28 protein-coding genes and 1 riboswitch are annotated in these 26682 nt (G+C 50.9%); all 28 genes read left to right on the top strand.

Features of this window, described 5'->3' with window-relative positions; genetic code table 11:
- Positions 1–52: 52 nt before the first annotated feature.
- The 28 genes from rpsA to Q6A92_RS10555 all read left to right on the top strand — a co-directional run bounded on the left by rpsA (position 53) and on the right by Q6A92_RS10555 (position 26591).
- A complete protein-coding gene (gene rpsA / locus Q6A92_RS10690; RefSeq protein WP_332238134.1) occupies positions 53–1210 on the top strand; it encodes a 30S ribosomal protein S1 in 1158 nt (385 codons plus the stop codon).
- A 338-nt stretch (positions 1211–1548) separates the two neighbouring features.
- Positions 1549–2865, top strand: coding sequence for a ribosome biogenesis GTPase Der (der, locus tag Q6A92_RS10685; RefSeq protein ID WP_274399379.1), 1317 nt, complete (start codon positions 1549–1551; stop codon positions 2863–2865).
- 6 nt (positions 2866–2871) lie between these two features.
- Positions 2872–3483, top strand: a complete 612-nt coding sequence (gene plsY, locus Q6A92_RS10680) for a glycerol-3-phosphate 1-O-acyltransferase PlsY (protein WP_274399381.1) — start codon at positions 2872–2874, stop codon at positions 3481–3483.
- A 79-nt stretch (positions 3484–3562) separates the two neighbouring features.
- Positions 3563–4606 (top strand): NAD(P)H-dependent glycerol-3-phosphate dehydrogenase, encoded by a 1044-nt coding sequence (locus Q6A92_RS10675; protein ID WP_332238132.1) that lies wholly within the window; start codon positions 3563–3565, stop codon positions 4604–4606.
- A 66-nt stretch (positions 4607–4672) separates the two neighbouring features.
- Complete coding sequence (locus tag Q6A92_RS10670; protein ID WP_274399384.1) at positions 4673–4936, top strand: stage VI sporulation protein F; 264 nt, start codon at positions 4673–4675, stop codon at positions 4934–4936.
- Between the two features lie 340 nt (positions 4937–5276).
- A complete protein-coding gene (spoIVA, locus tag Q6A92_RS10665) occupies positions 5277–6764 on the top strand; it encodes a stage IV sporulation protein A (protein WP_332238131.1) in 1488 nt (495 codons plus the stop codon).
- A 216-nt stretch (positions 6765–6980) separates the two neighbouring features.
- Entirely contained in the window at positions 6981–7253 is a 273-nt protein-coding gene (locus Q6A92_RS10660) for an HU family DNA-binding protein (protein WP_188801892.1), read from the top strand.
- Positions 7254–7446: 193 nt separating this feature from the next.
- Positions 7447–8013 carry a GTP cyclohydrolase I FolE gene (gene folE, locus Q6A92_RS10655; protein WP_274399386.1) on the top strand — a complete coding sequence of 189 codons (567 nt, stop codon included), beginning with the start codon at positions 7447–7449 and terminating at the stop codon, positions 8011–8013.
- Positions 8014–8042: 29 nt separating this feature from the next.
- A complete protein-coding gene (mtrB, locus tag Q6A92_RS10650) occupies positions 8043–8273 on the top strand; it encodes a trp RNA-binding attenuation protein MtrB (protein WP_274399388.1) in 231 nt (76 codons plus the stop codon).
- A 149-nt stretch (positions 8274–8422) separates the two neighbouring features.
- Positions 8423–9211, top strand: a complete 789-nt coding sequence (locus Q6A92_RS10645; protein ID WP_332238127.1) for a heptaprenyl diphosphate synthase component 1 — start codon at positions 8423–8425, stop codon at positions 9209–9211.
- A 7-nt stretch (positions 9212–9218) separates the two neighbouring features.
- Positions 9219–9947, top strand: a complete 729-nt coding sequence (locus Q6A92_RS10640; RefSeq protein WP_332238157.1) for a demethylmenaquinone methyltransferase — start codon at positions 9219–9221, stop codon at positions 9945–9947.
- A 124-nt stretch (positions 9948–10071) separates the two neighbouring features.
- Entirely contained in the window at positions 10072–11040 is a 969-nt protein-coding gene (locus tag Q6A92_RS10635) for a polyprenyl synthetase family protein (RefSeq protein ID WP_274399390.1), read from the top strand.
- 150 nt (positions 11041–11190) lie between these two features.
- Positions 11191–11610, top strand: coding sequence for a nucleoside-diphosphate kinase (gene ndk, locus Q6A92_RS10630; protein WP_274399391.1), 420 nt, complete (start codon positions 11191–11193; stop codon positions 11608–11610).
- A complete protein-coding gene (locus Q6A92_RS10625; RefSeq protein ID WP_443029722.1) occupies positions 11607–12428 on the top strand; it encodes a CheR family methyltransferase in 822 nt (273 codons plus the stop codon). Before ndk ends, Q6A92_RS10625 begins: the two co-directional genes overlap by 4 nt.
- 4 nt (positions 12429–12432) lie before the next feature.
- Entirely contained in the window at positions 12433–13599 is a 1167-nt protein-coding gene (gene aroC, locus Q6A92_RS10620) for a chorismate synthase (RefSeq protein ID WP_332238124.1), read from the top strand.
- Positions 13599–14669 carry a 3-dehydroquinate synthase gene (gene aroB, locus Q6A92_RS10615; RefSeq protein WP_332238123.1) on the top strand — a complete coding sequence of 357 codons (1071 nt, stop codon included), beginning with the start codon at positions 13599–13601 and terminating at the stop codon, positions 14667–14669. The genes aroC and aroB overlap by 1 nt, the downstream gene beginning before the upstream one ends.
- Before the next feature lie 296 nt (positions 14670–14965).
- Positions 14966–15991, top strand: a complete 1026-nt coding sequence (trpD, locus tag Q6A92_RS10610; RefSeq protein ID WP_332238122.1) for an anthranilate phosphoribosyltransferase — start codon at positions 14966–14968, stop codon at positions 15989–15991.
- A 4-nt stretch (positions 15992–15995) separates the two neighbouring features.
- The gene (gene trpC / locus Q6A92_RS10605) at positions 15996–16778 is read left to right on the top strand and encodes an indole-3-glycerol phosphate synthase TrpC (protein ID WP_332238155.1); all 783 of its coding nucleotides are present in this window, start codon (positions 15996–15998) and stop codon (positions 16776–16778) included.
- A complete protein-coding gene (locus tag Q6A92_RS10600; RefSeq protein WP_332238121.1) occupies positions 16762–17424 on the top strand; it encodes a phosphoribosylanthranilate isomerase in 663 nt (220 codons plus the stop codon). The genes trpC and Q6A92_RS10600 overlap by 17 nt, the downstream gene beginning before the upstream one ends.
- Positions 17402–18637 carry a tryptophan synthase subunit beta gene (trpB, locus tag Q6A92_RS10595; RefSeq protein ID WP_274399401.1) on the top strand — a complete coding sequence of 412 codons (1236 nt, stop codon included), beginning with the start codon at positions 17402–17404 and terminating at the stop codon, positions 18635–18637. The genes Q6A92_RS10600 and trpB overlap by 23 nt, the downstream gene beginning before the upstream one ends.
- A 5-nt stretch (positions 18638–18642) precedes the next feature.
- Positions 18643–19509, top strand: a complete 867-nt coding sequence (trpA, locus tag Q6A92_RS10590; RefSeq protein WP_443029721.1) for a tryptophan synthase subunit alpha — start codon at positions 18643–18645, stop codon at positions 19507–19509.
- A 282-nt stretch (positions 19510–19791) separates the two neighbouring features.
- Positions 19792–20895 carry a prephenate dehydrogenase gene (locus Q6A92_RS10585; protein ID WP_332238119.1) on the top strand — a complete coding sequence of 368 codons (1104 nt, stop codon included), beginning with the start codon at positions 19792–19794 and terminating at the stop codon, positions 20893–20895.
- 12 nt (positions 20896–20907) lie between these two features.
- Positions 20908–22215 carry a 3-phosphoshikimate 1-carboxyvinyltransferase gene (gene aroA, locus Q6A92_RS10580; RefSeq protein WP_332238117.1) on the top strand — a complete coding sequence of 436 codons (1308 nt, stop codon included), beginning with the start codon at positions 20908–20910 and terminating at the stop codon, positions 22213–22215.
- A 145-nt stretch (positions 22216–22360) separates the two neighbouring features.
- Positions 22361–23617, top strand: coding sequence for a tetratricopeptide repeat protein (locus Q6A92_RS10575; protein ID WP_274399405.1), 1257 nt, complete (start codon positions 22361–22363; stop codon positions 23615–23617).
- A 65-nt stretch (positions 23618–23682) separates the two neighbouring features.
- The gene (locus Q6A92_RS10570) at positions 23683–24219 is read left to right on the top strand and encodes a YpiB family protein (protein WP_274399406.1); all 537 of its coding nucleotides are present in this window, start codon (positions 23683–23685) and stop codon (positions 24217–24219) included.
- Positions 24220–24389: 170 nt separating this feature from the next.
- Positions 24390–25172, top strand: a complete 783-nt coding sequence (locus tag Q6A92_RS10565; RefSeq protein WP_332238115.1) for a sporulation protein YpjB — start codon at positions 24390–24392, stop codon at positions 25170–25172.
- A 77-nt stretch (positions 25173–25249) separates the two neighbouring features.
- Positions 25250–25933 carry a zinc metallopeptidase gene (locus tag Q6A92_RS10560; protein ID WP_274399408.1) on the top strand — a complete coding sequence of 228 codons (684 nt, stop codon included), beginning with the start codon at positions 25250–25252 and terminating at the stop codon, positions 25931–25933.
- A gap of 112 nt (positions 25934–26045) precedes the next feature.
- Positions 26046–26094, top strand: a riboswitch (PreQ1 riboswitch).
- A gap of 11 nt (positions 26095–26105) precedes the next feature.
- Positions 26106–26591, top strand: coding sequence for a QueT transporter family protein (locus Q6A92_RS10555; protein ID WP_332238114.1), 486 nt, complete (start codon positions 26106–26108; stop codon positions 26589–26591).
- Positions 26592–26682 lie beyond the last annotated feature (91 nt).

Raw genomic sequence — 26682 nt, 5'->3', positions numbered from 1 at the left:
AGAGTAGGATATCGCGTTTTGTTAATTAAAGGATTAAAGGAGGTCCCTGAGGATGGTCGAGGAAGTTAATAATGAAATGGCGTCTTTTGACGCATTGAAAGTCGGAGACGTAGTAAGCGGTAAAGTTACAAAAGTAGAAGAAAAACATGCATTAATAGATGTTGGATATAAAGTCGACGGCATTTTGCCAATCAGTGAGTTGTCCAGCCTGCATGTGGAAAAAGTGACGGATCTGCTTCATGAAGGGGATGAAGTGACCGTTAAAGTAACAAAGCTTGAAGATGACGAACTCGTTCTTTCAAAGCGGGAAGTCGATGCCGACAACGCCTGGGGCGATCTTGAACAAAAATATCAGGACAAGACAACTTTTTCCGTTGAGATCGCGGATGTTGTTAAGGGCGGGCTTGTCGTAGATCTGGGTGTGCGCGGTTTTATTCCCGCTTCACTCGTTGAGCGCCACTTTGTTGAGGACTTCAGCGATTATAAGGGCAAGCCGCTCGATGTAAAGATCGTTGAACTTGACCGCGAAAAAAGAAAGGTTATTTTATCGCACCGTGCCGTTCTCGACGAAGAAGCGGATAAAAAAAAGGAAGAGACGCTTGCAAGCATTAAAGAAGGCGATGTCATTGAAGGAACCGTTCAACGTTTAACGGATTTCGGCGCGTTTGTCGATATAGGCGGCGTCGATGGGCTGGTTCATATCTCGCAGCTGGCACACCATCGGGTCGAAACGCCGTCCGAGGTTGTTTCCGAAGGGGACAAAGTCAAGGTTAAAGTACTTTCGGTAGATCCTGAAAACGAGCGTATTTCCTTATCCATCAAGGCGACTCAGCCGGGACCGTGGGAGACGGCGAAAGATAAAATCCATACGGGCGATGTGCTGGAAGGCAAGGTGAAACGTCTTGTTCCGTTCGGCGCTTTTGTTGAACTCATTCCGGGAGTGGAAGGCCTTGTGCATATTTCCGAAATTTCGCATACCCATATCGGGACGCCGGATGAGGTATTGTCCGAAGGTGAGACCATCAAAGTCAAGGTGCTTGATGTTAATTTTGCCGACCAGCGTGTGTCGCTCAGTATCAAGGCTCTTGAAAACGAAGCGGTTGCGGAGCATCATGAGACGCGTCAGGAAGGCTCGAAAGATATTGAAGAATCGACGTCCGGTTTTTCGCTCGGCGATATGATCGGCGATCAGCTTAAGAAATATAAATAATATCCCGAAAAATAAAAAGCGGAAAAAGAGGGAGCCGGCATCTTTCCTTCTTTTTCCGCTTTTTTGCGGCATTTTTGATGGCCGGACCCGCTGCAATGTCTCACAATTTCAAACGGTTCACATTGAGTGCCGTCTTTTTTTTTGATAAGATAAATGAGCGAATGAGACACGGACAGCCTGGATGAACGTGCGGCTTTTCGGTTATCCGGGCGAGGCGCCCGCCTGTCCCCGCCTTTTCGGCGGCGGACCGTACGGACAAAACAGAGCCCTCCTCTTTAACTTTAAGAGAAAAGGGCCCATGATGAAAAAGTAAAGTGTATTTCGGAAGGAGAAAATTCATGTCAAAACCAACTGTGGCCATAGTCGGACGCCCGAATGTCGGAAAATCAACGATATTCAACCGCATCGTCGGCGGACGGACGGCTATTGTTGAAGACAGGCCCGGCGTGACACGTGACCGGCTATACGGCAACGGAACGTGGCTGAATTACGAATTTCATGTGATCGATACGGGCGGTATAGATATCAGTGATGAACCTTTGCTCACGCAAATGCGGGCACAGGCTGAAATCGCTATTGAGGAGTCGGATGTCATTCTTTTTATCGTGGACGGCCAGTCGGGCCTGAACGAAGCCGATGAAGAAGTAGCCCGTCTCTTAAGACGATCCCGAAAGCCTGTTGTACTCGCTGTCAATAAACTGGACAATATCCGGCAAAGGGATCAAAAGTACGAATTTTATTCGCTCGGACTGGGCGACCCTTACAGCATTTCCGGAGCACACGGGCTCGGAATCGGCGATCTGCTCGATCAGGTTGTCAAGAATTTTCCCGGCGACGGAGAAGAAAAGGAAGACGAAAACGCCATCCGCTTTACGCTGATCGGCCGTCCGAATGTCGGAAAATCCTCTCTTGTCAACGCGATTCTCGGCAGGGAACGCGTGATTGTCAGCGATCTTGCCGGGACGACGCGCGATGCGATCGACACCCCTTTTTCCCGGGACGGTCAGACTTATGTCATTGTCGACACGGCAGGTATCCGCCGTCGCGGAAAGATTTATGAAAAGACGGAAAAATACAGCGTGCTGCGGGCACTGCATGCGATTGAAGAATCGGATGTCGTTCTGATCCTGATCGACGGGAAAGAAGGCATTATCGAACAGGATAAAAAAATAGCGGGCATGGCGCACGACGCAGGACGTGCGGCGATTATCGTCGTCAATAAATGGGACGCTGTGGATAAAGAGGATAAAACAATGGACAGGTTCCGGAAAAAAATCCGCGATGAATTCCAATTTATAAACTACGCACCTGTCGTCTTCCTGTCCGCATTGACCAGGCAGCGTCTTCCGCAGCTTTTGCCGATGATTCAGCAGGTGGCCGAAAATCATAGCCTTCGCGTACAGACCAGTCTTCTGAATGACTGCATCATGGATACAGTTGCGATGACGCCGCCGCCTTCCGACAAGGGCAGGCGCCTGAAAATTTATTATGGCGCCCAGGTGGCCGTCAAGCCTCCGGTCTTCGTTTTGTTTGTGAACGACCCGGATCTGCTTCATTTTTCATATGCCCGTCATATCGAAAATCAGATCAGAGAAACATTCGGTTTCGCTGGGACGCCGATTAAGATTCTGCCGCGCAAAAAAAACGAACAATAGAGAGGGATGCATCCAGTGTTAACGGCCGTGTCGTTTATCGTTTCTTATCTCATCGGATCCATCAGTTTCAGTTATTTAATTACAAAGAAGATTAAAAAAATCGATATTAGGAAGACGGGAAGCGGCAATGCGGGGGCGACCAATACATTGCGCGTTCTCGGTGTGGGACCCGCGATCGGCGTTCTTGTTCTGGACGTATTGAAAGGGGTTGCCGCGGTCCTGATAGCGAGATCATTCGGCCTTGCCGACTGGGCAGTGGCTCTCTCAGGGCTGTTGGCTATTGTCGGCCACGACTTTCCCGTATACTTCGGATTTAAAGGGGGCAAGGGCGTTGCCACGACCATCGGCGTATTTTTTATGATGATGCCGCTTGAGGCACTGATCGCCGGGATTCTTGCGATTGTGATTATCGCGATCAGCCGTTTCGTGTCCGTCGGTTCGCTTTTCTTCCTGCTTGTTACGCCTGTACTCGGATACATCCTTGCCGGTTATTCACCCGCTGTTCTGGTCGCGGTCTTTCTGATTACTTTGCTCGGATATTACCAGCACAGAGAAAATATCATCCGTCTTCTGCACGGTAAAGAAAATAAGATCGGCGGGAAAAAATCGCAGGCCTAGCGGCTTTGTGCAGAGAAAATGATTGAAAACAGCGGAACGGAGTGAACGGATCGGAGTTGAAACAGGGAGGCAAACTGAAATGAAAAAAATGACTGTAATCGGTGCCGGGAGCTGGGGTACGGCCCTTTCAATGGTTCTGGCGGATAACGGCTGTTCGGTCCGCCTGTGGAGCCATCGTCAGGAACAGGCCAGCGAGATAAACGAGAAACATACAAACGAGAAGTATCTTCCGGGTATAAAGCTTCCCGAAGAGGTGGCAGGAACTCATGACCTTGCGGCGGCACTTGAAGGGACAGACGCTGTACTTCTTGTCGTTCCTGCAAAGGCAATGAGAGACGTGCTGGGCAGGATCCGCAGACATTTGACCGTCCCGCTCCTTTTTATTCACGGAGTGAAAGGTATCGAACCGGGAACATTTAAACGGATGTCGGAAGTCATCGAAGAAGAAATTCCAAAGAAATTCAGAAAAGCCGTGGTTGTTCTGTCGGGCCCGAGCCACGCGGAAGAGGTTTCCCTGCGCCATCCGACGACGGTGGCCGTCGCGTCCGTTCAGGCAGCGGCTGCAAAAAAAGTGCAGGATCTATTCTTTAATCACTACTTTCGTGTCTATACCAATGAAGATATCGTCGGCGTCGAAATCGGCGGCGCCTTGAAAAACATTATCGCACTGGGAGCCGGCATTTCCGACGGCCTCGGATACGGCGATAATGCCAAGGCCGCTCTGATTACGCGCGGGCTGGCGGAAATCTCACGGTTCGGGACAAAACTGGGCGCCCGCCCGCTGACGTTCATCGGGCTCACCGGCGTAGGCGATTTGATTGTCACGTGCACGAGCGTCCACAGCCGGAACTGGCGGGCGGGAAATCTTCTCGGCAAAGGCCGGAAACTCAGCGAAGTCCTCGGTGAAATGGGGATGGTCGTTGAAGGCGTGCGGACGGCTGAGGCGGCCTATGCTCTGGCGAAGCGTGAAAAAGTCGAGATGCCGATTACGGCCGCGATCTATCAGGTGCTGTTTGAAAATAAAAACCCAAAAGAAGCGGTTGATGAATTGATGGGGCGGGACAAAAAGGATGAAATCGCCGCATTATCGGAAAACCTTTCTAATCCTTTTTCTCGTGACTGATCCATTAGCACGCCGATCTTTTTCCCGCATAGGATGTAAGGAATGCAGGGAAAAGGAGGACGTTCATTGGATTCAAGAAATCCTTTTTTTGATAACATCGAGAAGAAGACGAATGTGAAGAAAGAGGACATTTTTGCCATTGCTGAGTCTGTGTCGCATGCTGATTTCAGCAATCCCGAAGTAGTCAGGAAACTCGTCGCCCGAATTGGAAGGACAGCCGGCGTTCCGGTGTCTAGAGAGAAGGAAGAGGCTATTGTCAAAGCCATCACGTCCGGCAATGTGCCCAGTAATTTTTCCTCTCTTTCGAAAATGTTCGGCCCAAAGAAGTAACAATGGGCCGGCGTCAGCGGCAAAACGGATGGGAATAGCATACGTTATAGCGTGCGTCAATCATTCTGCAAGAGCTGAATGGCGTGGAAGGATTTAGTCATGCCGGGAGAAAACAAATCGTTTTCTCCCGCTTTTTTTTATCTGCAAACAGGCATAAAACAAAATTCGGACAATATTTTTAAATAGGAAGGGCCGGCCAATTTCCGGCTGCCGCGTCTCAAGCCGTCGGACGATATGCCGGAAAGCGCCAATTCATTGGCATATTCAATGGACAAAGTCATATGCATAGAAATATCACCGAGCGTCATCGATAGAATGGAGGAGCGGGAGGGTGCAAACTTTGGAAAAACTTGAGCGAGTGGACATTTTTAAAGACATTGCGGAAAGAACAGGCGGGGATATTTATCTGGGTGTGGTCGGGGCCGTTCGTACCGGAAAATCGACGTTTATAAAAAAATTCATGGAATTGATCGTCTTGCCCAATATCGATAACGAAGCCGATCGGGCCCGGGCCCAGGATGAGCTTCCTCAGAGTGCCGCCGGCAGACAGATTATGACCACAGAACCAAAGTTCGTTCCGAATCACGCAGTCACGGTGACCGTAGAGGAAGGGCTGGAAGTCAATATCCGCGTCGTGGATTGCGTCGGCTACGCCGTCAAGGGGGCCAAGGGCTTCGAGGATGAGAACGGCCCGCGGATGGTTCATACTCCCTGGTACGACGAGCCGATTCCGTTTCAGGAAGCTGCGGAGATCGGGACGCGCAAAGTGATTCAGGAGCATTCTACTCTGGGCGTCGTCATCACGACCGACGGGTCGATCGGCGAAATCGGCCGGGAAGACTATGTAGAAGCGGAGGAACGGATTGTCGACGAATTGAAAGAGGTCGGCAAGCCTTTTATTCTGATCATTAATTCATCGCATCCGTATCATCCGGAAACAGAAGCACTCAGAAAAGAACTCGCGGATAAATACGACATTCCCGTTTTGACGCAGAGCGTTGAGAATATGACAGAGCATGACATTAATAATATTCTGCGTGAAACGCTGTATGAATTTCCCGTGCTGGAAGTCAACGTCAATCTGCCGAGCTGGGTGATGGTCCTGAAGGAAGATCACTGGCTGAGAAAAAGCTATGAAGAAGCGGTTAAGGAGACGGTGAAAGACATCAAACGGCTGCGGGACGTAGACCGTGTGGTCGGCACATTCGGCGAATATGATTTTATTGAGAACGCACAGCTTTCAGGGATCGAAATGGGAAAAGGCACAGCGGAAATCGATCTGCATGCGCCGGATAACCTGTACGATCAGATCCTGAAGGAAGTGGTCGGCGTTGAAATCAGAGGCAAGGATCATCTTCTGCAGCTGATGCAGGATTTTGCTCATGCGAAAAGAGAATATGATCAGGTCGAAGAAGCATTGAAAATGGTCAAACAGACCGGTTACGGCATTGCTGCGCCGACCATCAACGACATGAGTCTTGACGAACCGGAAATTATCCGCCAGGGATCGCGATTCGGTGTCCGGCTTAAAGCGGTTGCTCCGTCCATACACATGATCAAAGTCGATGTCGAATCGGAATTCGCGCCGATTATCGGAACAGAAAAACAGAGTGAGGAACTGGTCCGCTATCTGATGCAGGATTTCGAAGACGACCCGCTGTCGATCTGGAATTCCGATATTTTCGGCCGTTCGCTCAATTCAATTGTCAGAGAAGGCATTTCCGCAAAACTGGCGCTCATGCCCGAGAATGCCCGTTACAAGCTTAAAGAAACGCTTGAACGGATTATTAACGAAGGTTCCGGCGGCTTAATTGCAATCATTCTCTAGAGGCTTCAGGCACTCCGAAAGGACTCCGCCGGGGTCTTTTTTTATGGAATCAAATTTTTAAGTGTTTTTTTTGGAATAACAGGGTTTAAAAAGAGCGAAATTGGCAATATTTTTATCAAAGCTGTTGAATTCTTCCATCACATCGTATATTATAAGCGTTGTTAATGTTTCTTCCAGCGCAAAAAGGAGGAATTCCTTTTTAAGGAGGTGAAAGTGTTGAATAAGACTGAATTGATTACTGCAGTTGCAGAATCTGCTGAACTGTCAAAAAAGGATGCTACAAAGGCGGTTGATTCCGTCCTTTCAACGATTGCTGACGCGTTGAAAAGCGGAAGCAAAGTCCAATTAATCGGTTTCGGAAATTTTGAGGTGCGTGAGCGCTCTGCTCGCAAGGGCCGCAATCCGCAAACCGGCGAGGAAATTGAAATCCAGGCAAGCAAAGTTCCGGCTTTCAAGCCCGGTAAAGCATTAAAAGAAGCCGTCCAATGATCAATGGATACATAGGACGTATGAAAGTGAGAGCCATCCATGCGATGGCTCTTTTTTGGTAGAAATGAATCCTTTTCAATCATCAAAGAGGTCTCTCTTCTTTGTTTTCTTTACTTTCAGTGTTTTTCTATGCTAGAATTCTTACAGCGAAACAAGTTTTTTTCTCCGGCTTGCTTAAATTGGAGGCTCGGCTTTGAACGTGGATCATGAGAAAATAGAACGGGCGGTCCGGATGATTCTGGAAGCGATCGGCGAAGATCCGGAACGCCGGGGATTGGTAGAAACACCGGCAAGAGTCGCTAGAATGTATGAAGAGATTTTCCAGGGAATGAGGCAGGATCCGAAGACGTTTTTGTCGAAAACATTTGACGAGGCTCATGAAGAATTGGTTCTCGTCAAGGATATTCCCTTTTATTCTATGTGCGAACATCATTTAATTCCTTTTTTTGGAAAAGCACACGTCGGCTACATACCGAGAGGGGGACGGGTGACCGGACTCAGCAAACTGGCCCGGGCAGTGGAAGCCGTGGCCAGGCGGCCGCAGCTTCAGGAACGTCTGACAACCACGGTTGCTGACAGCATCGTCGAGACCCTTCGTCCTTACGGAGTCATTGTTGTTATTGAAGCGGAACACATGTGCATGACCATGCGCGGTATCAAGAAACCGGGAGCGAAGACGCTGACATCCGCCGTGCGCGGAATTTTTCAGACGGATCGGGCGGCAAGGGCAGAAGCGCTCTCGCTGATCAATCGTCAATAATTTTAGGCTTGGAAAGCAGGTTGGTTAAAGTGGAACCGAAAAACGAAGAAGTGCTGGGCGACTATTTTGTCGTCAGAGCCGAAGAGGACGGGGTGAACGTCATCGGCCTGACGCGCGGCGCGGAAACACGTTTTTTTCATACGGAGAAGCTCGATAAGGGCGAAGTGATGATTGCTCAGTTTACAGAACATACTTCAGCAATCAAGGTACACGGCAAGGCGACCATTCAGACGAAACACGGAACAATCGTATCCGGATAAGGGAGTGGGACCGCCTGCCGGCATGGCCGGTGTGATATAATAGAACAAAATCCCGGGAGGCGATCCGAGCAGGAATTTCTGCGGTTCACTGATCATTTTTGCCTTCAGCTCCGGAATTAAGAAAAATAGCAATGTTTAGGAGCGCTGCCATGACAGTAAGAGAAGAGATCGAAAATATTTACGCGAAGATCAGGCACGACCTGAGTCATCCGTACGTTAATAAATATTTGCCGTTTCCTGAAATCGATAAAGATAAACTGCTCGTCTATTATTATTTATTTCAGAAGAGATCGGAAGATGGCGGAACGGGCGTTTACGTGGAAAGTCTGATGGCTGCCGAAATCGGGCTTACCGCACATGAATCCATGACAACGGAACGGCTTAACGGAAAAAATGAGATTAAGATAAGGCAGCTGACCGCCTTATCCGGAGATTTTTACAGCGCGCTGTACTATTACTACCTTTCCCGAAAACCGGATATTGAAGTGGTAAAATGGATTGCCGAAGCCATTCAGACCTTTAACGTGAACAAATGTCTGCTGTTCTATCCGAATCATACATTAAACTGGACTCAGGCAGTAACGGCGCTGGAGTCGATTGAAAGTGCCCTTGTGGCCAAAATTGCCGCCAAGCTCGGATTTGAAGACTGGGTGCCCTCACTTAATGCCTTTTTTTTAACGAAGAAACTGGTTTATGAATATGAATTGCAGACAAACGGCGGTTCACATTCTTTTCTGTGCAATTATCTGATCGACAGTCTGCCCCATGCTTCGGTTCCGTTCAGAGAACGCCTGGAAGAAGAAATAAAGCATGCAAAAGAGCGCTTTTTTGACAGTATAAAGAAAGTTGAGAAGAACTCCGGTGTGCTTTCCCGTCTTCTCCCTTATCTGACTGAAAAAATGAACGCTTTCTGCCGCTTCACAGTGGAGGAAGGATAAATTGGAAATGAACGAACTGGAAGAGAAACACGAGAAAGTGCATCAGGTTTTTCAGTCGATCTATAAAAAATACGATGCAATGAACTCGCTGATTAGCTTTAATCGCCATAAAGCCTGGCGTCGAAAGGCCGACGAAATGGTCGATGCCAGGGAGGGCGAGCAGATACTTGACGTTTGCTGCGGAACGGGGGACTGGACGCTGTCCCTTGCCGGGGCTGCCGGGCCCTCCGGCAAAGTCGTCGGACTGGATTTCAGCGAGAATATGCTGAAAGTCGCCAGGGCCAAGCTCGAGATGACGCCGCTGAAAAATGTCGTATTGGTTAACGATGATGCGATGAACATTCCGTTCGGCGAGGCAACATTTGACCGGGTGACGATCGGATTCGGCCTGCGCAATGTGCCCGACTATTTGACAGTCCTGAAAGAAATGTTCCGCGTGCTCAAGCCGGGCGGCAGAATCGTCTGTCTCGAAACATCCCAGCCCGAGATTCCCGTCTACAAACAGCTTTATTTCTTTTATTTCCGTTTTATCATGCCGCTGCTGGGGAAACTGTTTGCCGGAAGTTACAGAGAGTATGCCTGGCTGAACGAATCTACGCGCAAGTTCCCCAACCGGAAAAAACTGGTCCGGCTTTTTCAAGCGGCCGGCTTCGAAAAAGTAGCGGTTCATTCATTTATGGGGGGCATCGCAGCCATTCATCAGGCGGACAAACCTCTTGAAGAAGCAGCGGACTGAAAACGGCCGGAACGGGTATCTTCCGCCCCGTACCTCAGGCGGGCGATGCGCGGATGTGCAGACCGGCAGAGACATCCATAAGTCATGAAATGAATGCACAGGACTGCAATGAAGGGTGAATTGAATGGCACTGGCGAGTATTTATGCAGAACAGAAAAATAATATGAAAGCGATTGAGAACAGGCTTGAAAAAGCTCTGGAAGCGCCGCATCCGATTCTTAGCGAAGCTTCCATGAATCTGCTCAGAGCGGGGGGAAAAAGGATCCGTCCGTTGCTTGCGCTCATTTCAGCTCAGTACGGCGATCCGACGCGGCCGGAGATTATTGATTCGGCGGCGACTCTCGAACTGATCCATATGGCGTCCCTCGTTCATGACGATGTCATTGATGATTCCGATCTGCGCCGCGGCAAACCCACCGTCAAGGCTCAATGGGACAATCGGGTAGCCATGTACACCGGTGATTTTATTTTTGCCAGAGCCATTGAAATTATTTCCGGTTTCAAAAGCCCGGAAGCCCATCGGCTCCTTTCCCGAGTGATCCGCGATCTCAGTCTCGGAGAAATCGATCAGATTAAAGATCTTTACAATTGGAAACAAAATCTGCGCTGTTATTTATTGAGAATCAAACGTAAAACGGCCATTCTAATGGCGCTCAGCTGCCAGCTGGGCGCGCTTTCTTCGGGGAGCGACGCGGCTGTCGCGCGCAGGCTCTATTATTATGGCTATTTTCTCGGCATGAGTTATCAGATTACCGATGATATTCTGGATTTTGTCGGCACCGACAAGCAGTTGGGAAAGCCTGCAGGCAGCGATCTGAGAAATGGAAACATAACGTTGCCTACTTATTACGCATTGCAGAAACAGGATCTTCACAATCGGATTGTCGCTATACTGGAATCTGAGAATCCATCCGAAAATGACTGGAATGCAGTCATCGACCTGATCAGGGATTCCGGCGCCATTGAGGCATCGGAGAGACTGAGCGACCGCTATCTTCAGAAAGCAAAAGACATATTGGATCAACTGCCCGCTGCCAAGGCCACACATTCACTCAGGGAAATTGCCGAATATATCGGAAAGAGGCGGTACTGAGACAGGACGCCGCAATGATTATTTTCCCGCGGCAGCGGGAATGAATGAAGCGGTACAGAGCCGGTTGCATACATAGCTGGACAGGCCGTAGAAAGTTTGATTGTTTCAGAAAAACAGGATATACAGATTTAGTTCTGAGGAGGTAAAGTGATGCAGCAAACATTTTTGATGGTTAAACCGGATGCCGTTAGGAGGGGCCTGATCGGCCGGATTGTGTCGCGATTTGAAGAAAAGGGATTCCGTATGATTGCGGGCAAGCTGATGGTCATTCCCGAAGAACTGGCCGGGAAACATTACAGTGAACATGAAGGAAAGCCCTTTTATCCGGATCTGATTTCTTTTATGACATCGGGACCTGTCTTTGCCATGGTCTGGGAGGGCAATGACATTATTGAGCTGTCACGAATGATGATGGGATCAACCGACCCTAAAAAAGCGCTGCCGGGTACAATCCGCGGCGATTTTGCGACGCTTGTCAACCGTAATGTTATCCATGGATCCGATTCCCCTGAAAGTGCGGAACGGGAAATTCATCTTTTTTTCAATGAAAATGAATTTGTCAAGGGCTGATCGCTTTGGAACAGGGAGAAAACCTTAAGCTGGCGGATCAGGATTACGAACAGTTTAAAAATCTGCTCTTTCAGTTCACAGGCATTAATCTGTCTCTTTATAAAGAAGAACAGATGAAGCGCCGTCTCAACACGCTGAGAATCCGCAGGGGGATGCCCTCCTTTGTCTCTTTTTTTTACGAGATGAAGAAGTCCGAACCGTTGCTCAAGGAATTTCTCGACAGGATGACCATTAATGTGACGGAATTTTTTCGCAATCGGCAAAGATGGAATGTTCTTGAAAAGAAGATTCAGCACTATTGCAGCGGCGGCGGAAGGTCTCTGTCGGTCTGGAGCGCCGCCTGTTCGACAGGCGAGGAGCCCTATTCGCTGGCCATGATCCTCGACCGGATTCTGCCGGCCGGCCGCTTTTCTATAATTGCGAGTGACATCGATCAAACGGTTCTGGAGAAGGCCAGGGAAGGCCGTTACCTTGAAAGTGCTGTCGAATCGCTCACTTCTGAGGAGCGAATCCGCTATTTTAGCAGAGACGGACTTTTCTACTGCATGGATGACAAACTGAAACAATCCATCCGCTTTATCCGCCATGATTTGCTTCATGATCCTGCACCGGGAAAATTTGACGTGGTTGTCTGCAGAAACGTTCTTATCTATTTTACTGAGGAAGGCAAGAAAAAGATTTATCATAAATTAAGCGATTCATTAAGAGAAGATGGAATTCTGTTTGTAGGAAGCACAGAACAAATCTTTCATCCGGAAACGTACCAATTGCGATCGGCGGAAACTTTTTTCTATGAAAAATCGGGTATTGAGGGGTAATCACATGAGATTTTTGACTGCTGGAGAATCACATGGCCCGCAATTGACGGCCATTATCGAGGGACTTCCTTCAGAGGTGGACATCGACATTTCCGAAATCGACCGTGAACTGAAAAGGCGGCAGGGCGGCTACGGCCGCGGCCGCCGTATGACCATCGAATCGGATCAGGTGCAGATTCTTTCCGGCGTGCGCCACGGAAAAACGACGGGAGCGCCGATGGCCCTGGTCATTGAAAACCGCGACTGGACGCACTGGAAGGATATCATGGGCGTCCAGGTCCCGGACGATCCGGAAAGAATAAAAAAACAGGTAACCAGGCCGCGGCCGGGCCATGCCGATCTGAACGGGGGCATTAAGTACAATCACAGGGATATGCGCAATGTTCTTGAACGTTCATCGGCCCGCGAAACAGCGATTCGTGTGGCAATCGGCGCTGTGGCAAAGCAGTTTCTGAAACCATTCGGCATCGATATCGCCGGCCGGGTCACGGAAATCGGCGGCGTCGCCGACGGAACGCCGCTGCCGGACACCATTGAAGAAATGAAAAAGGCATCGGAGAATTCACCGGTGCGCTGTCTTGATCCGGAAGCAGCCCGCAAAATGATTGAGGCAATCGACCGTGCGAAGGAAAACGGCGATTCGCTGGGAGGAATCGTTGAAGTCGTGGCAACAGGAGCGCCGATCGGACTTGGAAGCCATGTCCACTACGACCGGAAGCTTGACGCGCGGATTGCAGGAGCGGTGCTCAGCATTAATGCCTTTAAGGGAGTCGAATTCGGCATCGGTTTCGACATGGCGCACCGTCCCGGCAGTCAGGTTCAGGACGAGATCCTTTGGTCGGAAGAGCAGGGTTATACGCGGCGGACCAATCGGCTCGGCGGATTCGAAGGCGGTATGACGAACGGTATGCCGATCATCGTGCGCGGCGTCATGAAGCCGATTCCTACACTGTATAAACCGCTTCAGAGCATCGACATCAACACGAAGGAGCCGTTCAGCGCCAGCATCGAACGATCGGATAATTGTGCGGTGCCGGCCGCGAGTGTTGTCTGTGAAGCCGTCGTTGCCTGGGAACTGGCAAAGGCAGTTAGTGAAAAATTCGGCGGAGATTGCCTGACCGATATGACGGCCGCGTGGGCCGCCTATCAAAAACGTGTGAGGTCTTTCTGATGGAAAAGCTGATGATCGGGACGAAGACAGGCCGTTATCCGATTTTTGTCGGAAGAGGACTTTTGACGAAGGCGGATGAACTGATAAAAGACGTCTATTCAGCCTGTTATATTGTTACCGACAGCCATGTCGCGCCGATGTACCTCAACAAACTGGAGCAGACGCTGCGGAACAGAAAGGTTTTCCATTATATTGTCGAAGCCGGGGAGCAGTCTAAAAATCTTAGTGAGTACCATCGGATTATTACCGACATGCTCGAGAAAAAACTGGACAGAAACGCCGGCGTCATCGCTCTCGGCGGCGGAGTCGTCGGTGATCTTGCCGGTTTCGTGGCTGCGACTTATCTGAGAGGCGTCGCTTTCCTGCAGATGCCGACAACGCTGCTCGCCCATGACAGCAGCGTCGGAGGAAAAGTGGGCATTGACCACGCTCTGGGAAAGAATCTGATCGGTGCTTTCTATCCGCCGGCAGCGGTTATTTACGATACGGCAACCCTTGAAACATTGCCGTTCAGGGAACTGCAGTCCGGTTTTGCCGAACTGATCAAACACAGCCTGATCAGTTCTCCCGATTTTTATCAGGAACTGAAAGAAGCGATACCCGGCCGTTCAGAACTGACACCGGCGTCAGCAGGTGCGTTTCTTATACGCGGCATATCCGTGAAGGCGGGAATTGTCGAGCTTGACGAGCATGAAAGCGGGCCGCGCCAATTCCTTAATTTCGGCCACACGCTCGGCCATGCACTCGAGAAGGAACTCGGCTTCGGCGTACTGACTCACGGAGAAGGCGTTGCCGTCGGGTCGCTGTTTGCGCTGAAGCTGAGCGAAGCCTATTACGGCTGCTCATTGCCGGTTAAGGACATAACGGATTGGTACACGGAGCTTGGGCTGCCGACAAAAGTGCCCTGTGGTCCGACGGCAGACGGACTGATCGAACAAATGAAGTATGACAAGAAGAACAGAAACGGACATTATCATTTCGTTCTCTTGAAATCGATCGGAAAGCCGGAGACAAAGCCGGTTCCGGAAAAACTGGTCAGGGAGACGCTGCTTTCGTTCATGAATGATTGACAGATTTAAATGAGTTGGCTATGATTAAACTACATCTTCGCAGAAATTTACTGCCGGAGATTCAGCCGGATCGTGTCGGAGGACGGGATCGGCAGAGACTGAGAGCTGAGAAAACAGAATGAGCCGAGTTGAGAAGAGCTGAGGGTTGAAAGATTAAAACTGAGAATAAACCCGCTGGCCGCACTTCGCCCGCGGGTTTTTGCTAACTTCGGACGGACTCCCTGCGCAGCACGGAGCGTCGCTTCCCTCTCTTAACCTCGCTGTGCTCATTCCTCAGAAAAGAGGAGTGGGGAAAAATGTTTCAGAAAAAGTTGAAAGAATTGGTCAAAGGCAAGACTTTAACGGAACAGGAAGCCGCAGAATTGATGGATGAAATTATGGAGGGACGGGCAGACCCGTGCCAGATTGCCGGTTTCCTGTCGCTTCTCAGTATGAGGGGGGAAACGGCCGATGAACTGGCGGGATGCGTCCGCAGCATGAGAGCGCACGCGAAGCCGGTCCACTATGATAAAGAGCTGCTGGATATCGTCGGAACGGGCGGCGACGGCACGGCAACGTTCAACATCTCAACCGCCAGCGCCATTCTGCTGTCGGGCCTCGGTGTCAACGTTGCCAAACACGGCAATCGCTCGGTTTCATCGACCAGCGGTGCCGCCGATGTGCTCGAAGCGCTCGGAATTTCGATCCGGACGACTCCGGAACAGGCGGCGTCCCTCCTCGAACAGACACACATGTGCTTTTTATTCGCTCCGCTGTATCACGCTTCAATGAAATATGCAATTGAACCGCGCAAAGCACTCGGGTTCAGGACAATTTTCAATATGCTCGGCCCTCTGACCAATCCGGCGGGTGCAGAGCGTCAGCTTCTGGGCGTTTATAGCAGAAAAGCCGCGGAAGCCTATGCGAATGCCATTGTGAAACTGGGTACGCGCAGGGCGCTTGTCGTCACCGGCGATGACGGAATGGATGAACTGACCATTACCGGCCGGACCCGGGCGTATCTCATTGAAGATCAAAGAATCCATTCTTTTTCGCTCATGCCTGAAGACGTCGGGCTGAGCGCCGGCAGGCTGGAAGACATTCAGGTGAAAACCCCTGCCGAGAGCGCCGCCTTGATCGAAGCGATATTCTCCGGAAAAACGCAAAACCGCAGCGCTATGAATGCGGTGCTTCTGAATGCCGGCGCAGGGTTGTACGTTGCCGGAAGGATGGATTCCATTGCTGAAGGCATCCACGAGGCGAATCGGGCCATTGAAAACGGAAAGGCACTGGAACAGCTGAACCTACTCCGGACACAGACGGAGGAAGTTTCTCATGTATAAGACGATTCTTGATCGCATTTTACAGACGAAAAAAGAGGAACTGGAGCATTTCCGGATGCCGGAGCCGATCCCGGCCATCGAGCGCCGCTCGCTCAAAAAGGCGCTCGCCCGGCCGCATCATGCACTCGGTCTGATTGCTGAAATCAAGCAGGCTTCTCCGTCAAAAGGCCTGTTTCGCGAAAAGATCAATGCGGCGGCTATTGCCGAAGCCTATGAAGACGGCGGTGCCGATGCAATCAGCGTCCTGACGGACCGGACTTATTTTCACGGATCGGCCGGGAACCTGATCAAGGTCAAAAAATCTGTCGGCCTCCCTGTGCTTCGAAAAGATTTTATCATTGAAGAACGGCAGATTGAAGAGGCTTTCCGAATCGGAGCGGATGCGGTCCTGCTGATCGCCGCCGCGCTGGATCCCGACCAATTGCATGAGCTTTATTTGGCGGCACAGGAGAGAGGGCTGGAATCACTCGTGGAAGTGCACCGGGCCGAGGAGGCCGAAGCGGTTCTTTCTAAATTTACACCTGAAATAATCGGTGTGAACAATCGTAATCTGAAAACATTTGAAACGAAACTGGAAGTGACTGCGGAACTCGAAAGGATCATCCCCGGCAATGCACTTTTAGTCAGTGAGTCGGGTGTTCAGTCGGCAGCAGATGTGATGTATCTGAAAAATCACGGTGCGGATGCCGCACTCGTCGGCGAAGCATTGATCCGCGCCCATTCGCCGAAAGACAAAGTGCGCGCCTTGTTCGGCGAGGAAGTGAACGCGCATGCGCCCCGTGCTTAAATACTGCGGCAATCATTCGCTTTCCGACGTTAAAATAACGGCGGCCAGCCGTGCCGATTATCTCGGTTTTATTTTTACGCGGAAAAGCAAACGGACCGTGAGAGCCGATCAGGTCGCGGAATGGCTGAAAAGGACCGAAGTAAAGGGGAAAAAGCTGGTCGGCGTCTTTGCGGATGATTCCGTCGAACGGATCGAAAAAGTGCTGCAGACGGTTCCTCTTCAGGTGATACAGCTTCATGGTGCGGAACAGCCGCCCTATGTGGAGAGGGTCAGGTCGAAGACGGGAAGAACGGTTTGGAAGGCGCTTCGCCATGGAAAGAATACCCTTGAAGCGATGCGCCGCTATGCAGGCATTGTCGATGGATATATCATCGATACGAAAGTTAAAGGCGCTATCGGCGGGACAGGCGTCTCGTTCGACTGGGACAGCGTACCCGGCTACATGGCGGAATCTGCCCGCCTGCACACGCCGTGTCTGATTGCCGGCGGCATATCGCCTGATAATATAGACAAACTGCTGAGCCGTCACCCGATCGGTATCGATATTGCATCGGGTATAGAAACGAACTTTCAAAAAGACGGCAGACTGATCCGGAAAATTGAAGAAAGGGTGGAGAGGCAAAATGATCAGACAACCGCAGACTGAAAATATAAACACAAAAAGAAAAGGGCGCTACGGCCCGTTCGGAGGGCAATATGTGCCCGAAACGCTGATGCATGCCCTGCTTGAACTTGAGGAGGGGTTTAATGAGGCAATTCATGATTCCTCGTTTCTCGATGAATACCATCAGATCCTCCGGGAATATTCCGGCCGGCCGACTCCGGTAACACATTGCAAAAGGCTCAGCCAAATGGTCGGCGGGGCTCAGATCTATCTGAAACGCGAAGATCTGAATCATACCGGCGCTCACAAAATAAATAATGCGGTCGGTCAGGCACTGCTTGCACGGCGAATGGGGAAGAAGCGGATGATCGCCGAAACAGGCGCCGGCCAGCACGGCGTCGCGACGGCAACGGTGGCGGCTTACTTCGGCATGCCTTGCAAAGTGTTCATGGGGGCGACGGACGTTGAACGGCAGGCGCTCAATGTGTTCCGGATGCGGCTTCTCGGAGCGGAAGTTGTTCCGGTTTCAGCCGGAAACGGAACTTTGAAAGACGCGATCAACGAAGCGCTGCGATACTGGGCGGCGAATGTCGGAGACACGGCGTATGTGAACGGATCCGTTGTCGGGCCGCATCCCTATCCGATGATTGTCCGTGATTTTCAGCGGATCATCGGCGATGAAGGACGCAGACAGATGATCGAGAAGACAGGAAAACTGCCGGACGCCGCTTGCGCCTGCGTCGGCGGCGGAAGCAACGCGATGGGACTGTTTACCGCTTTTCTTAAGGACCCGGTCGCTCTCTACGGAGCCGAAGCCGGAGGAAAAGGGACAGAAACGGCGGAGCATGCCGCAACGCTGACTAAGGGGCGTCCGGGCGTCATCCACGGCGCGATGACTTATCTGCTTCAGGATCCGAACGGACAGATCATTGAACCCTATTCGATTTCCGCCGGGCTGGACTATCCGGGAATCGGACCCGAACACGCCTATCTCGCCGAATCGGGCCGGGCCCGTTATGAAGCGATCACAGACCGGGAGGCCGTCGATGCATTAATGGTACTGTGTAAAACGGAAGGCATCCTGCCGGCGCTTGAGAGCGCGCACGGTCTTGCGCTTGCCATGAAAAAAGCAAAAACAATGCGGCCGGATCAATCGATACTCGTTTGTCTTTCCGGCCGCGGAGACAAGGATGTCCATACGATCCTGCACGTTCTGGACAAAGCAAAAACAGATGAAGGAGGCAAAAAGAGATGAGCCGCATGAGTGATTTTGTCAATAAGAAACGGCCGATGATGTTTATTCCATTCATAACAGCGGGGGATCCGTCTGAGGAAGCAACGGTAGAACTGGCTTTTATGCTGCAATCCGCCGGGGCCAGCGCACTTGAACTGGGCATTCCCTATTCTGATCCGCTCGCCGACGGGCCGGTCATTCAGAGAGCTTCCAAACGGGCGCTTTCTAAGGGCATGTCGCTGCTCGGTGCTCTGCGGCTCGTAAAAAAAATAAGGTTGAGAGGGGTGAAAATCCCGATTATCATATTTACATACTGCAACCTTCTGTTACAATTAGGTGAAGATACATTTTTCCGGGAAGCAAAAGACAACGGGGCCGACGGACTGCTCGTTCCCGATCTGCCGTTCGAAGAGAGCAGGGATCTTGCAGCACGGTGTTCCGGGCAGGAGATCAGTCTGATTTCACTTGTCGCACCGACTACATCGGACTCCAGGCTGAAGGCAATCGGAGCTTCGGCGCAAGGTTTCCTGTACTGCGTCTCCTCGCTTGGCGTGACCGGCGTCCGCAAGCAGTTCCATCCGGACGTTTTTCCTTTTCTCAAACGTGTCCGGGAGGCGTGCGAGCTGCCGATTGCCGTGGGATTCGGCATTTCGTCGAGCGAGCAGGTGGATGCACTGCGCGGATATGCGGACGGTTTTATTGTCGGAAGCGCCATTGTTTCGCAAGTTGAAAAGAGAGCGGATCGGCTTCAGCAGCCGGATTGCCGCCCGTCCGCTGTGGAAGAGATACGCCGTTACTTGCTGGATACATTGCTCGGCAAGCATCAGGCAATTAAGGATCATGAAGGCGCCGCTCAGCAGGCTGAAGGCCTATCAAGCGGGAAAACGGGCTGACAAAGTACGGAGGAGAGAAAACGGACCGAATAAAACAGATAAACCGGCGCCGGATGAAACCTCTTCGGGGGCAGTCCCCGAAGCAAGGGCAGCCGCAAATATTCCCGGCGAATGAACGGTCTATCCGGGCGGACTGCCGCCGATCCGGCGGGAGAACCAGCCGTTTTCTGAACCGCCGACTTGGCCTGGCCGACTGCCTGATCTCTGGAAACGGCTCGATACGAAGCATAAGCGGCACGAAAGAGCAGAATGCCGCTATTATAAAACGAAGGATCGCGTCTCATGCAAACAAGTGTTCTGATTGCCGGGCTGGGCCTGATCGGCGGATCGATCGCCGCATCGATACGTTCCGCTCACCCCAACGTAAAAATCATCGGTTTTGATCAAAATAGAAAAGCAACAGAGGAGGGCCTCCGCCGGCAAATCATTGACGAATCCGCCGAGAACTTCGGAAAGGGCGCGTCCGCAGCCGATGTTATCATACTCGCCGCCCCGGTGTCTGTAATCCTTTCAATGATTAAGGAACTGGAGAAAACAGAACTGAGGCCCGGTGCAATTGTGACGGATGTCGGGAGTACAAAACGGCTGATTGAGCTCCAGGCGGATAACTCTTTAAAAGGGCGCTGCCATTTCATCGGCGGGCATCCGATGGCCGGTTCTCACAAGAGCGGTGTGTCTGCGGCACGCGCCAATTTATTTGAAAATGCCTATTACTTTTTAATCGCCGAGGAAAATCAGGAGCCGGCGCCTATAGAGAAACTGGAGCATCTGCTGTCCGGGACCCATGCAAAATTTTTTCGCGTAACTCCGGAAACTCATGATCAGATCGTTGGATTGATCAGCCACTTTCCTCATTTGATTGCTTCTGCGCTCGTCCATCATCTGGAGAACCATCCGATCGAAGGGATTAATCTCCGTCTTCTGGCTGCCGGGGGGTTCCGCGACATTACGCGCATTGCGTCCTCGGATCCGACGATGTGGACGGATACGGTCATGAGCAACCGCGACGACCTGCTCAAACTGCTGGAAGAGTGGACGCAAAGCATGGAACAATTGAAAAATTTACTGGCAAAAGGAAACGGCCCGTCCATCTATGAATTTTTCCGAAAAGCCAAGGTTTTCCGTGACGGCTTTCCTAAAAAAGAGAAGGGAGCGATACCTGCTTACTATGATCTGTTCATCGATATTCCTGACAGGCCGGACACCATATCGACGGTGACCGGTTATATCGGCCGTGCCGGAATTAATCTGACGAACATCGAGATCATTGAGGCAAGGGAAAACAATCAGGGCATCATGAGGCTCACATTCCAGGAAGCGTCTCAGCGGGACAGGGCCCATGCCATTCTGCGGCAGAAGGGCTACCATACATATCTGAACGATTAGCAGGTGATAGAGGTGACCGACTTACAATTTAACGGCGGGGGAAGATCTCTGAGAGGGGAACTGAAAATGCCGGGTGATAAATCAATTTCGCACCGGGCCGTCATTTTCGGGGCCATCGCTCATGGAGTGACCACTGTAGAAGGGTTCCTGCGCGGCAACGACTGCATCAGCACGCTTCAATGCATGCGTGCGCTCGGGGCAAAGATTGATGAATCGGGCGATCGCCTGATTATAACAGGAACAGGCTTTGAGGGCCTGAGCGAACCGGGCACTGTGCTGGATGTCGGCAATTCCGGCACAACGATCCGTCTGCTCTCCGGATTATTGAGCGCTCTGCCTTTTTACTCGGTGCTTGCCGGCGATGCGTCCGTCCAGGGACGTCCGATGGACCGGGTGATCCGTCCTTTAAAGAAAATGGGCGCCGATTTGTGGGGACGGGACGGAGACAGGTATGCGCCGATCTCCATACGAGGAAGAAAGCTCCATGCGATTGACTATCATCTTCCTATGGCCAGCGCTCAGGTGAAAAGCGCTTTGATCCTGGCCGGATTGCAGACAGAAGGAAAAACGACGCTGACGGAGCCCGGTGCTTCGCGCGACCACACCGAGCGTATGCTCCGAGCCTTCGGAGGCAGGATTCAGACAGAGGGACTGACTCATCAACTGGTCGGTCCCCAGGTCCTGACCGGAACCGACATACGCGTTCCGGGAGATTTTTCTTCAGCCGCTTTTTTTATTGCCGCGGCTCTGCTGACGCCGGGCAGTCACCTGGTGCTGCATTCCGTGGGAGTCAATCCGACGCGAACGGGAATGGCGCCGGTTCTCGAGAAAATGGGAGCCAAAGTCGCTTTTACCAATAAAAGGGTTTGGAACGGCGAGCCGGTCTGCGATATCGTTGTTGATTACGCGCCGCTCCATGCCGCTGCCGTCGGAGGCGGACTGATCCCGAAACTGATCGACGAGATTCCGATACTGGCGCTTATTGCAACGGAGGCAGAAGGAACAACCGTAATCAGCGATGCTTCGGAGCTGAAAGTCAAAGAAACGAACAGAATACGGACCACGGTGAACGAGCTGAGCCGGATCGGGGCGGATATCGAAGAAACAGAAGACGGCATGATTGTTCACGGACATCCGCAACGCCTGTTTACAGGAGGCGTCGCCGACAGTTCGGGCGATCATCGCATCGGTATGATGCTGGCCGTTGCCTCCCAGAAATCGAAAGAAGCAGTCATTGTCCGTCGGGCAGAATCCATCGCCGTTTCTTTTCCGGCATTCCGTGAACAGCTTGCCCGGATTCAGGAATCGTCATTATATTAAGCATAGAGCGCATCGGCCCTGTCTGTTACATTCAGGGTTTTTTGCGTATCCGGGATTTAATTCTTGAAGGGGTGTTCCAATTTTACTAAGATGAGTGTAGAAGAGAAAAATGAGACGGACGGCATGGCCCCGGGAGGGAATAATCATGAATCATTTAGAGACGGCAAATGCGCTTTTGGCGAGCGGACAAACGGACGAAGGGCTGAGGCTGCTTGAGGATACGCTCAGAGACGCAGATGACGAGACCATTTACGGGGCGGCTTCAATCTATCAGCAATTCGGTTTTCTCGAAGAAGCCGAGCACGCTTACGAGACATTGCTGCGGAGATACCCGAACGACAGCGGGCTTCTACTCCAGATTTCCGATCTTTTAATTGATAAGAATGAGGAAAATCGCGCGATTGAGTATCTTTTAAAGATCCATCCTCTGGATGAGAACTACCTGAGTGCGCAAGTATCGCTGGCAGATTTGTACCAAATGGAGGGGCTTGATGAAGTCGCCGAGAAAAAGCTTCTCGGGGCACTGAAGATAGCTCCCCATGAGCCTGTTCTGCTTTTATCGCTTGGTGAATTTTATCTTTCAACCGGGCAGGCAAGAAAAGCGGTCGATTTTTTGGAGGCAGCCAAGGGAAAAAGCGAACTGGCCGATCAGAATGTCGAGCTGAAGCTGGCTGAAGCACTGAGCCTTTGCGGAGAATTTGAACGGTCCGTCAAGGCGTACAGGATCGGCCTGAAGAAAGAGAAAACATTGGATGGACTATTCGGCTATGCCGTGACGGCGACGCGGATCGGATATTTTAAGACAGCCATCAAAGCACTGGAAGAACTGCGGGATCTCGACCCCGGGTACAGCACCCTCTATCCGGTCCTTGCCCATGCCTACGAGCATGAAGGCAGCCTGGATCTTGCACTGAAGACGGTTGAAGAGGGACTGGAAGCTGATGAATACAATGACCGGCTTTATGAAGAAGCGGGGAAACTCGCATTGAAAATTCATCATTCCGAAAAAGCGGCCTATTATTTTAAAAAATGGCACGAGCATGATCCGGAAAATGTAGAAGCTGTGACACGCATGGCCGAGCTTGACGCGCAGAACGAAGACTACGAAGCGATCATTGATCTGCTTGCTCCCGTCAAACCGGATGATCCGATGCTGATCTGGTTCCTGGCAACCGCTTACTTTCGTACGGATCAACTCGATCAGGCGGGAACTTATTATGATTCCTGCCGGCCCGCTTTCCAGGACAACCCTGAATTTCTTCAGGAATACGGGGAATATTTGATAGAGACGGGAAAAAGGAAAGACGCTCTCAGCGTGCTGGAGAAGGCGGCACGTCTCAGTCCGGAAAATCAGGATTTAGTTTTATTTGTTGAACGATTGAAGCAGGATGATCAAAATTAAGCGGCGAATATGATAATATAGAGTAAAGACACACGTTTCTTGAATTCCGGAGAGGGGATGATAGAATGGAGCAGATAGTGTCGAACGTGGAAAAGAAAGCCTTCTTAAAGTGGCTGTTGGAGCGGCGCGAATTGAGAAATCGCGAAACGGTTTGGTTGCTGAATTATATGATGGGCAATGAAAAGCTGCTCGGTCTGATCCATTTTGTGGATAACATTGCAGGGTGTAATCGTGCGATGACGATTTGTGAGAGAAAAAACAGTGCGGAAAATTTTGAATATGCAAAGGCGACGGTTCGGACAAATGATCCGGAAAAAGCCTTTCACGATCTCAGGCTGAACCAGGAAGAAGCCGTTTATGTAAAAGTTGCCCTATCATCGGCGCACTATTATCCCGAGTATTTTTCAGTTCTCGAGGAAAACCCGAATATAGAGGAAACGGTGCATAAAAAATACGGCCGGGCGGCTGAAGATGCCGCAGGAGCTGCCGAAAGAGCGTATACAGAAAAAAAACTGTATGAGGCGATCAATGACGCGCTCGACAGAGGCGATGCCGAACGATTTTATCAACTGACCGAGCAGTTGAAATCGCTGAAAAGCTGAACCTTCTGTGCCCTGTGTCGGCCTTTCGATGCTTGAGACGGAGGACGGTGCGTTGTAAAAGTTTCCGGATAGTTGAATGCAGTCGATAGCGGCCGGTGTTTCATCGAACACCGGTCTATTCTTGTCCTTTTTTTCATATAATGCCCTGAGAATGAAAGGGAGGGCAAGCAATGAAAATCGAATTTGCGGCTATTCTACTCTGCCTCATGTTCTTTTTTATAGCTCCTCATGGCGGATATGCCCAGGCATCCGAAAAAGACAGTCAGCAGCAGATGTTGAACAGTCTGTCTGATCACATTTTCCAGTATGCGGACGCCGATCGGGCCGATGCTGCGAAAAGTCTGCTGAATGAATTTGACCGCGTCTGGAGCCAATCGGAATCGGGCTATTCCGACGAGGACGGACGGATCATCGACACGGCTGTGCTGCGTTTGAAAATTTTATTGAATTCAGGCGGCGACTCCGGCGAGATCCGCCATGCGGCCATTGCCCTGCGCCTGTGCGTCGATGCAATGACCGGCAGCGGCAGCCCGCTCTGGAAAGAACTGCGGCCCCGGGTTCTGGATCCGATAAAGGGCATGCAGACAGCCTTAAAAAGGCAGGATTACACAACCTTTCAGGCGGATCTGAATCAGTTTCTCGACAGTTACGCGCTCATTTATCCTTCCCTGATGATCGACGGCAGCCCGGAAGGCGTCCGGGTTGCGAATAATAGTATCAATGCTTTTGCCGACCATCGCATGAGCACGGTCCAGGACAAGACACGCTTGCAGCAGCTGACCGTCATTGAAAAAGAACTGACGGATGTTTTCGATAGATCGCCTGCTTCGACAGTTGACAGCCTGTCTCCTTTGATAGCGGCAGTCGGCGGTTTCGTGCTGCTGGCACTGTTTTATGTTTCGCTGCGAAAATATTTCGGAGAACGCTTCAGACGAAGAAAGGGAACAAGGTGACTCTTTCATTTTTCGGTTTTGACAAAGGCTCAATATTTGACTAAAATTGACTATATAGATGATATGGAGGAATGCGGATGATACAGTTCTTGATTTACATGGCCATTCTGATGCTGATTCCGCTCTGGGCGCAGATGCGCGTTAAATCAACGTACGGAAAATATGCTCAGGTTGAGAATTCAACCGGAATGACCGGCGCCCAGACGGCGAGAAAGATTCTGGACGACAACGGGCTTTACGATGTTTCGATTCGCGAGGTGGAAGGGACGCTCACCGATCATTATGATCCGCGTGACAAATCGGTCAACCTGTCGACGGGTATTTACAACAGTGCGACGATTTCCGGAACGGCCGTCGCCGCACACGAAGTGGGGCACGCAATTCAGGATGCCAGTGATTATACGTTTATGCGCATTAGGAGCGCTCTCGTCCCGGTAGCCAATATCGGGTCGAATCTGTCTTATTTTCTGATTCTGGCCGGCTTTCTTTTCGGGGCTATGCAGCTGGCGGCGCTCGGTGTCCTGTTTTTCGCCGCCGCGGTTCTGTTCCAGATCGTGACGCTGCCTGTCGAATTCGACGCATCCGGACGCGCTCTGAAACAAATCGTCAATCTCGGCATCGTACAGGAAGGCGAACAGAAGCAGGCAAGAAAAGTACTGTCTGCCGCTGCCATGACCTACGTTGCTGCGGCGCTCGTATCCGCAATGGAACTGGTGCGCTTTATCTTAATGATTGCCCTTTCAAACAACAGGGAAAACTGATACCCGCATAAGAAAATCAGCTGTGACAATTATCTGCCTGCCCTTTCGAGAAGGCCGGGCAGTTTTTATTTTATCTGAAATAAAGATTGTTAATTAAAAACAGATACAGCGAATTTACGTGGTTCGAAATCATCCCACGTCTATCAAAAAACTAAGGAGGAAAAGTTCTCTAATGAAACTAAGAACACTGGCGGTGAATGCAATTGTGGCGGCCCTTTATATCGTCCTGACCTTTTTTCTTCAGCCGATCAGTTTTTCAGCCGTCCAGTTCCGGATTTCAGAAATGCTGAATCACCTCGTCGTCTTTGACAAAAAATATTTCTTCGGTATTGTCTGCGGCGTTTTTATCGGCAATCTGTTTTTTTCGCCATTATTGCCTTATGATCTTGTTTTCGGCACGGGACAATCGGTAATCGCTCTTCTGACAACGATCATCTGTTCAAAATATGTGAAAAATACATGGGCGCGGTTGTCGATCAATACGATCGTTTTTACGCTGACAATGTGCATCATTGACTGGGAACTGAACCTTGTTTCCCATCTCCCGTTTTTCTGGACCTGGCTGACCGTGGCAGCGGGCGAATTTACCGTCATGCTGGCCGGTGCAGTGATTATGTATACAGTGAACCGGCGCGTTCATTTTGACAAATTTATTTGATATGAGTGAAACACGAGGCTGTCTCAAAAGCCCTGTTAAAACTCAAGAACCGGAGAGAAAATTTGTAAAAAAATTTCTCTCCGGTTCTTCT

It is taken from the genome of Sporolactobacillus sp. KGMB 08714 (assembly GCF_036598985.1).
GTDB lineage: Bacteria > Bacillota > Bacilli > Bacillales > Sporolactobacillaceae > Sporolactobacillus.
The sequence above is the reverse complement of the archived record's forward strand: the minus strand, read 5'-3'. Positions and strand labels throughout refer to the sequence as shown.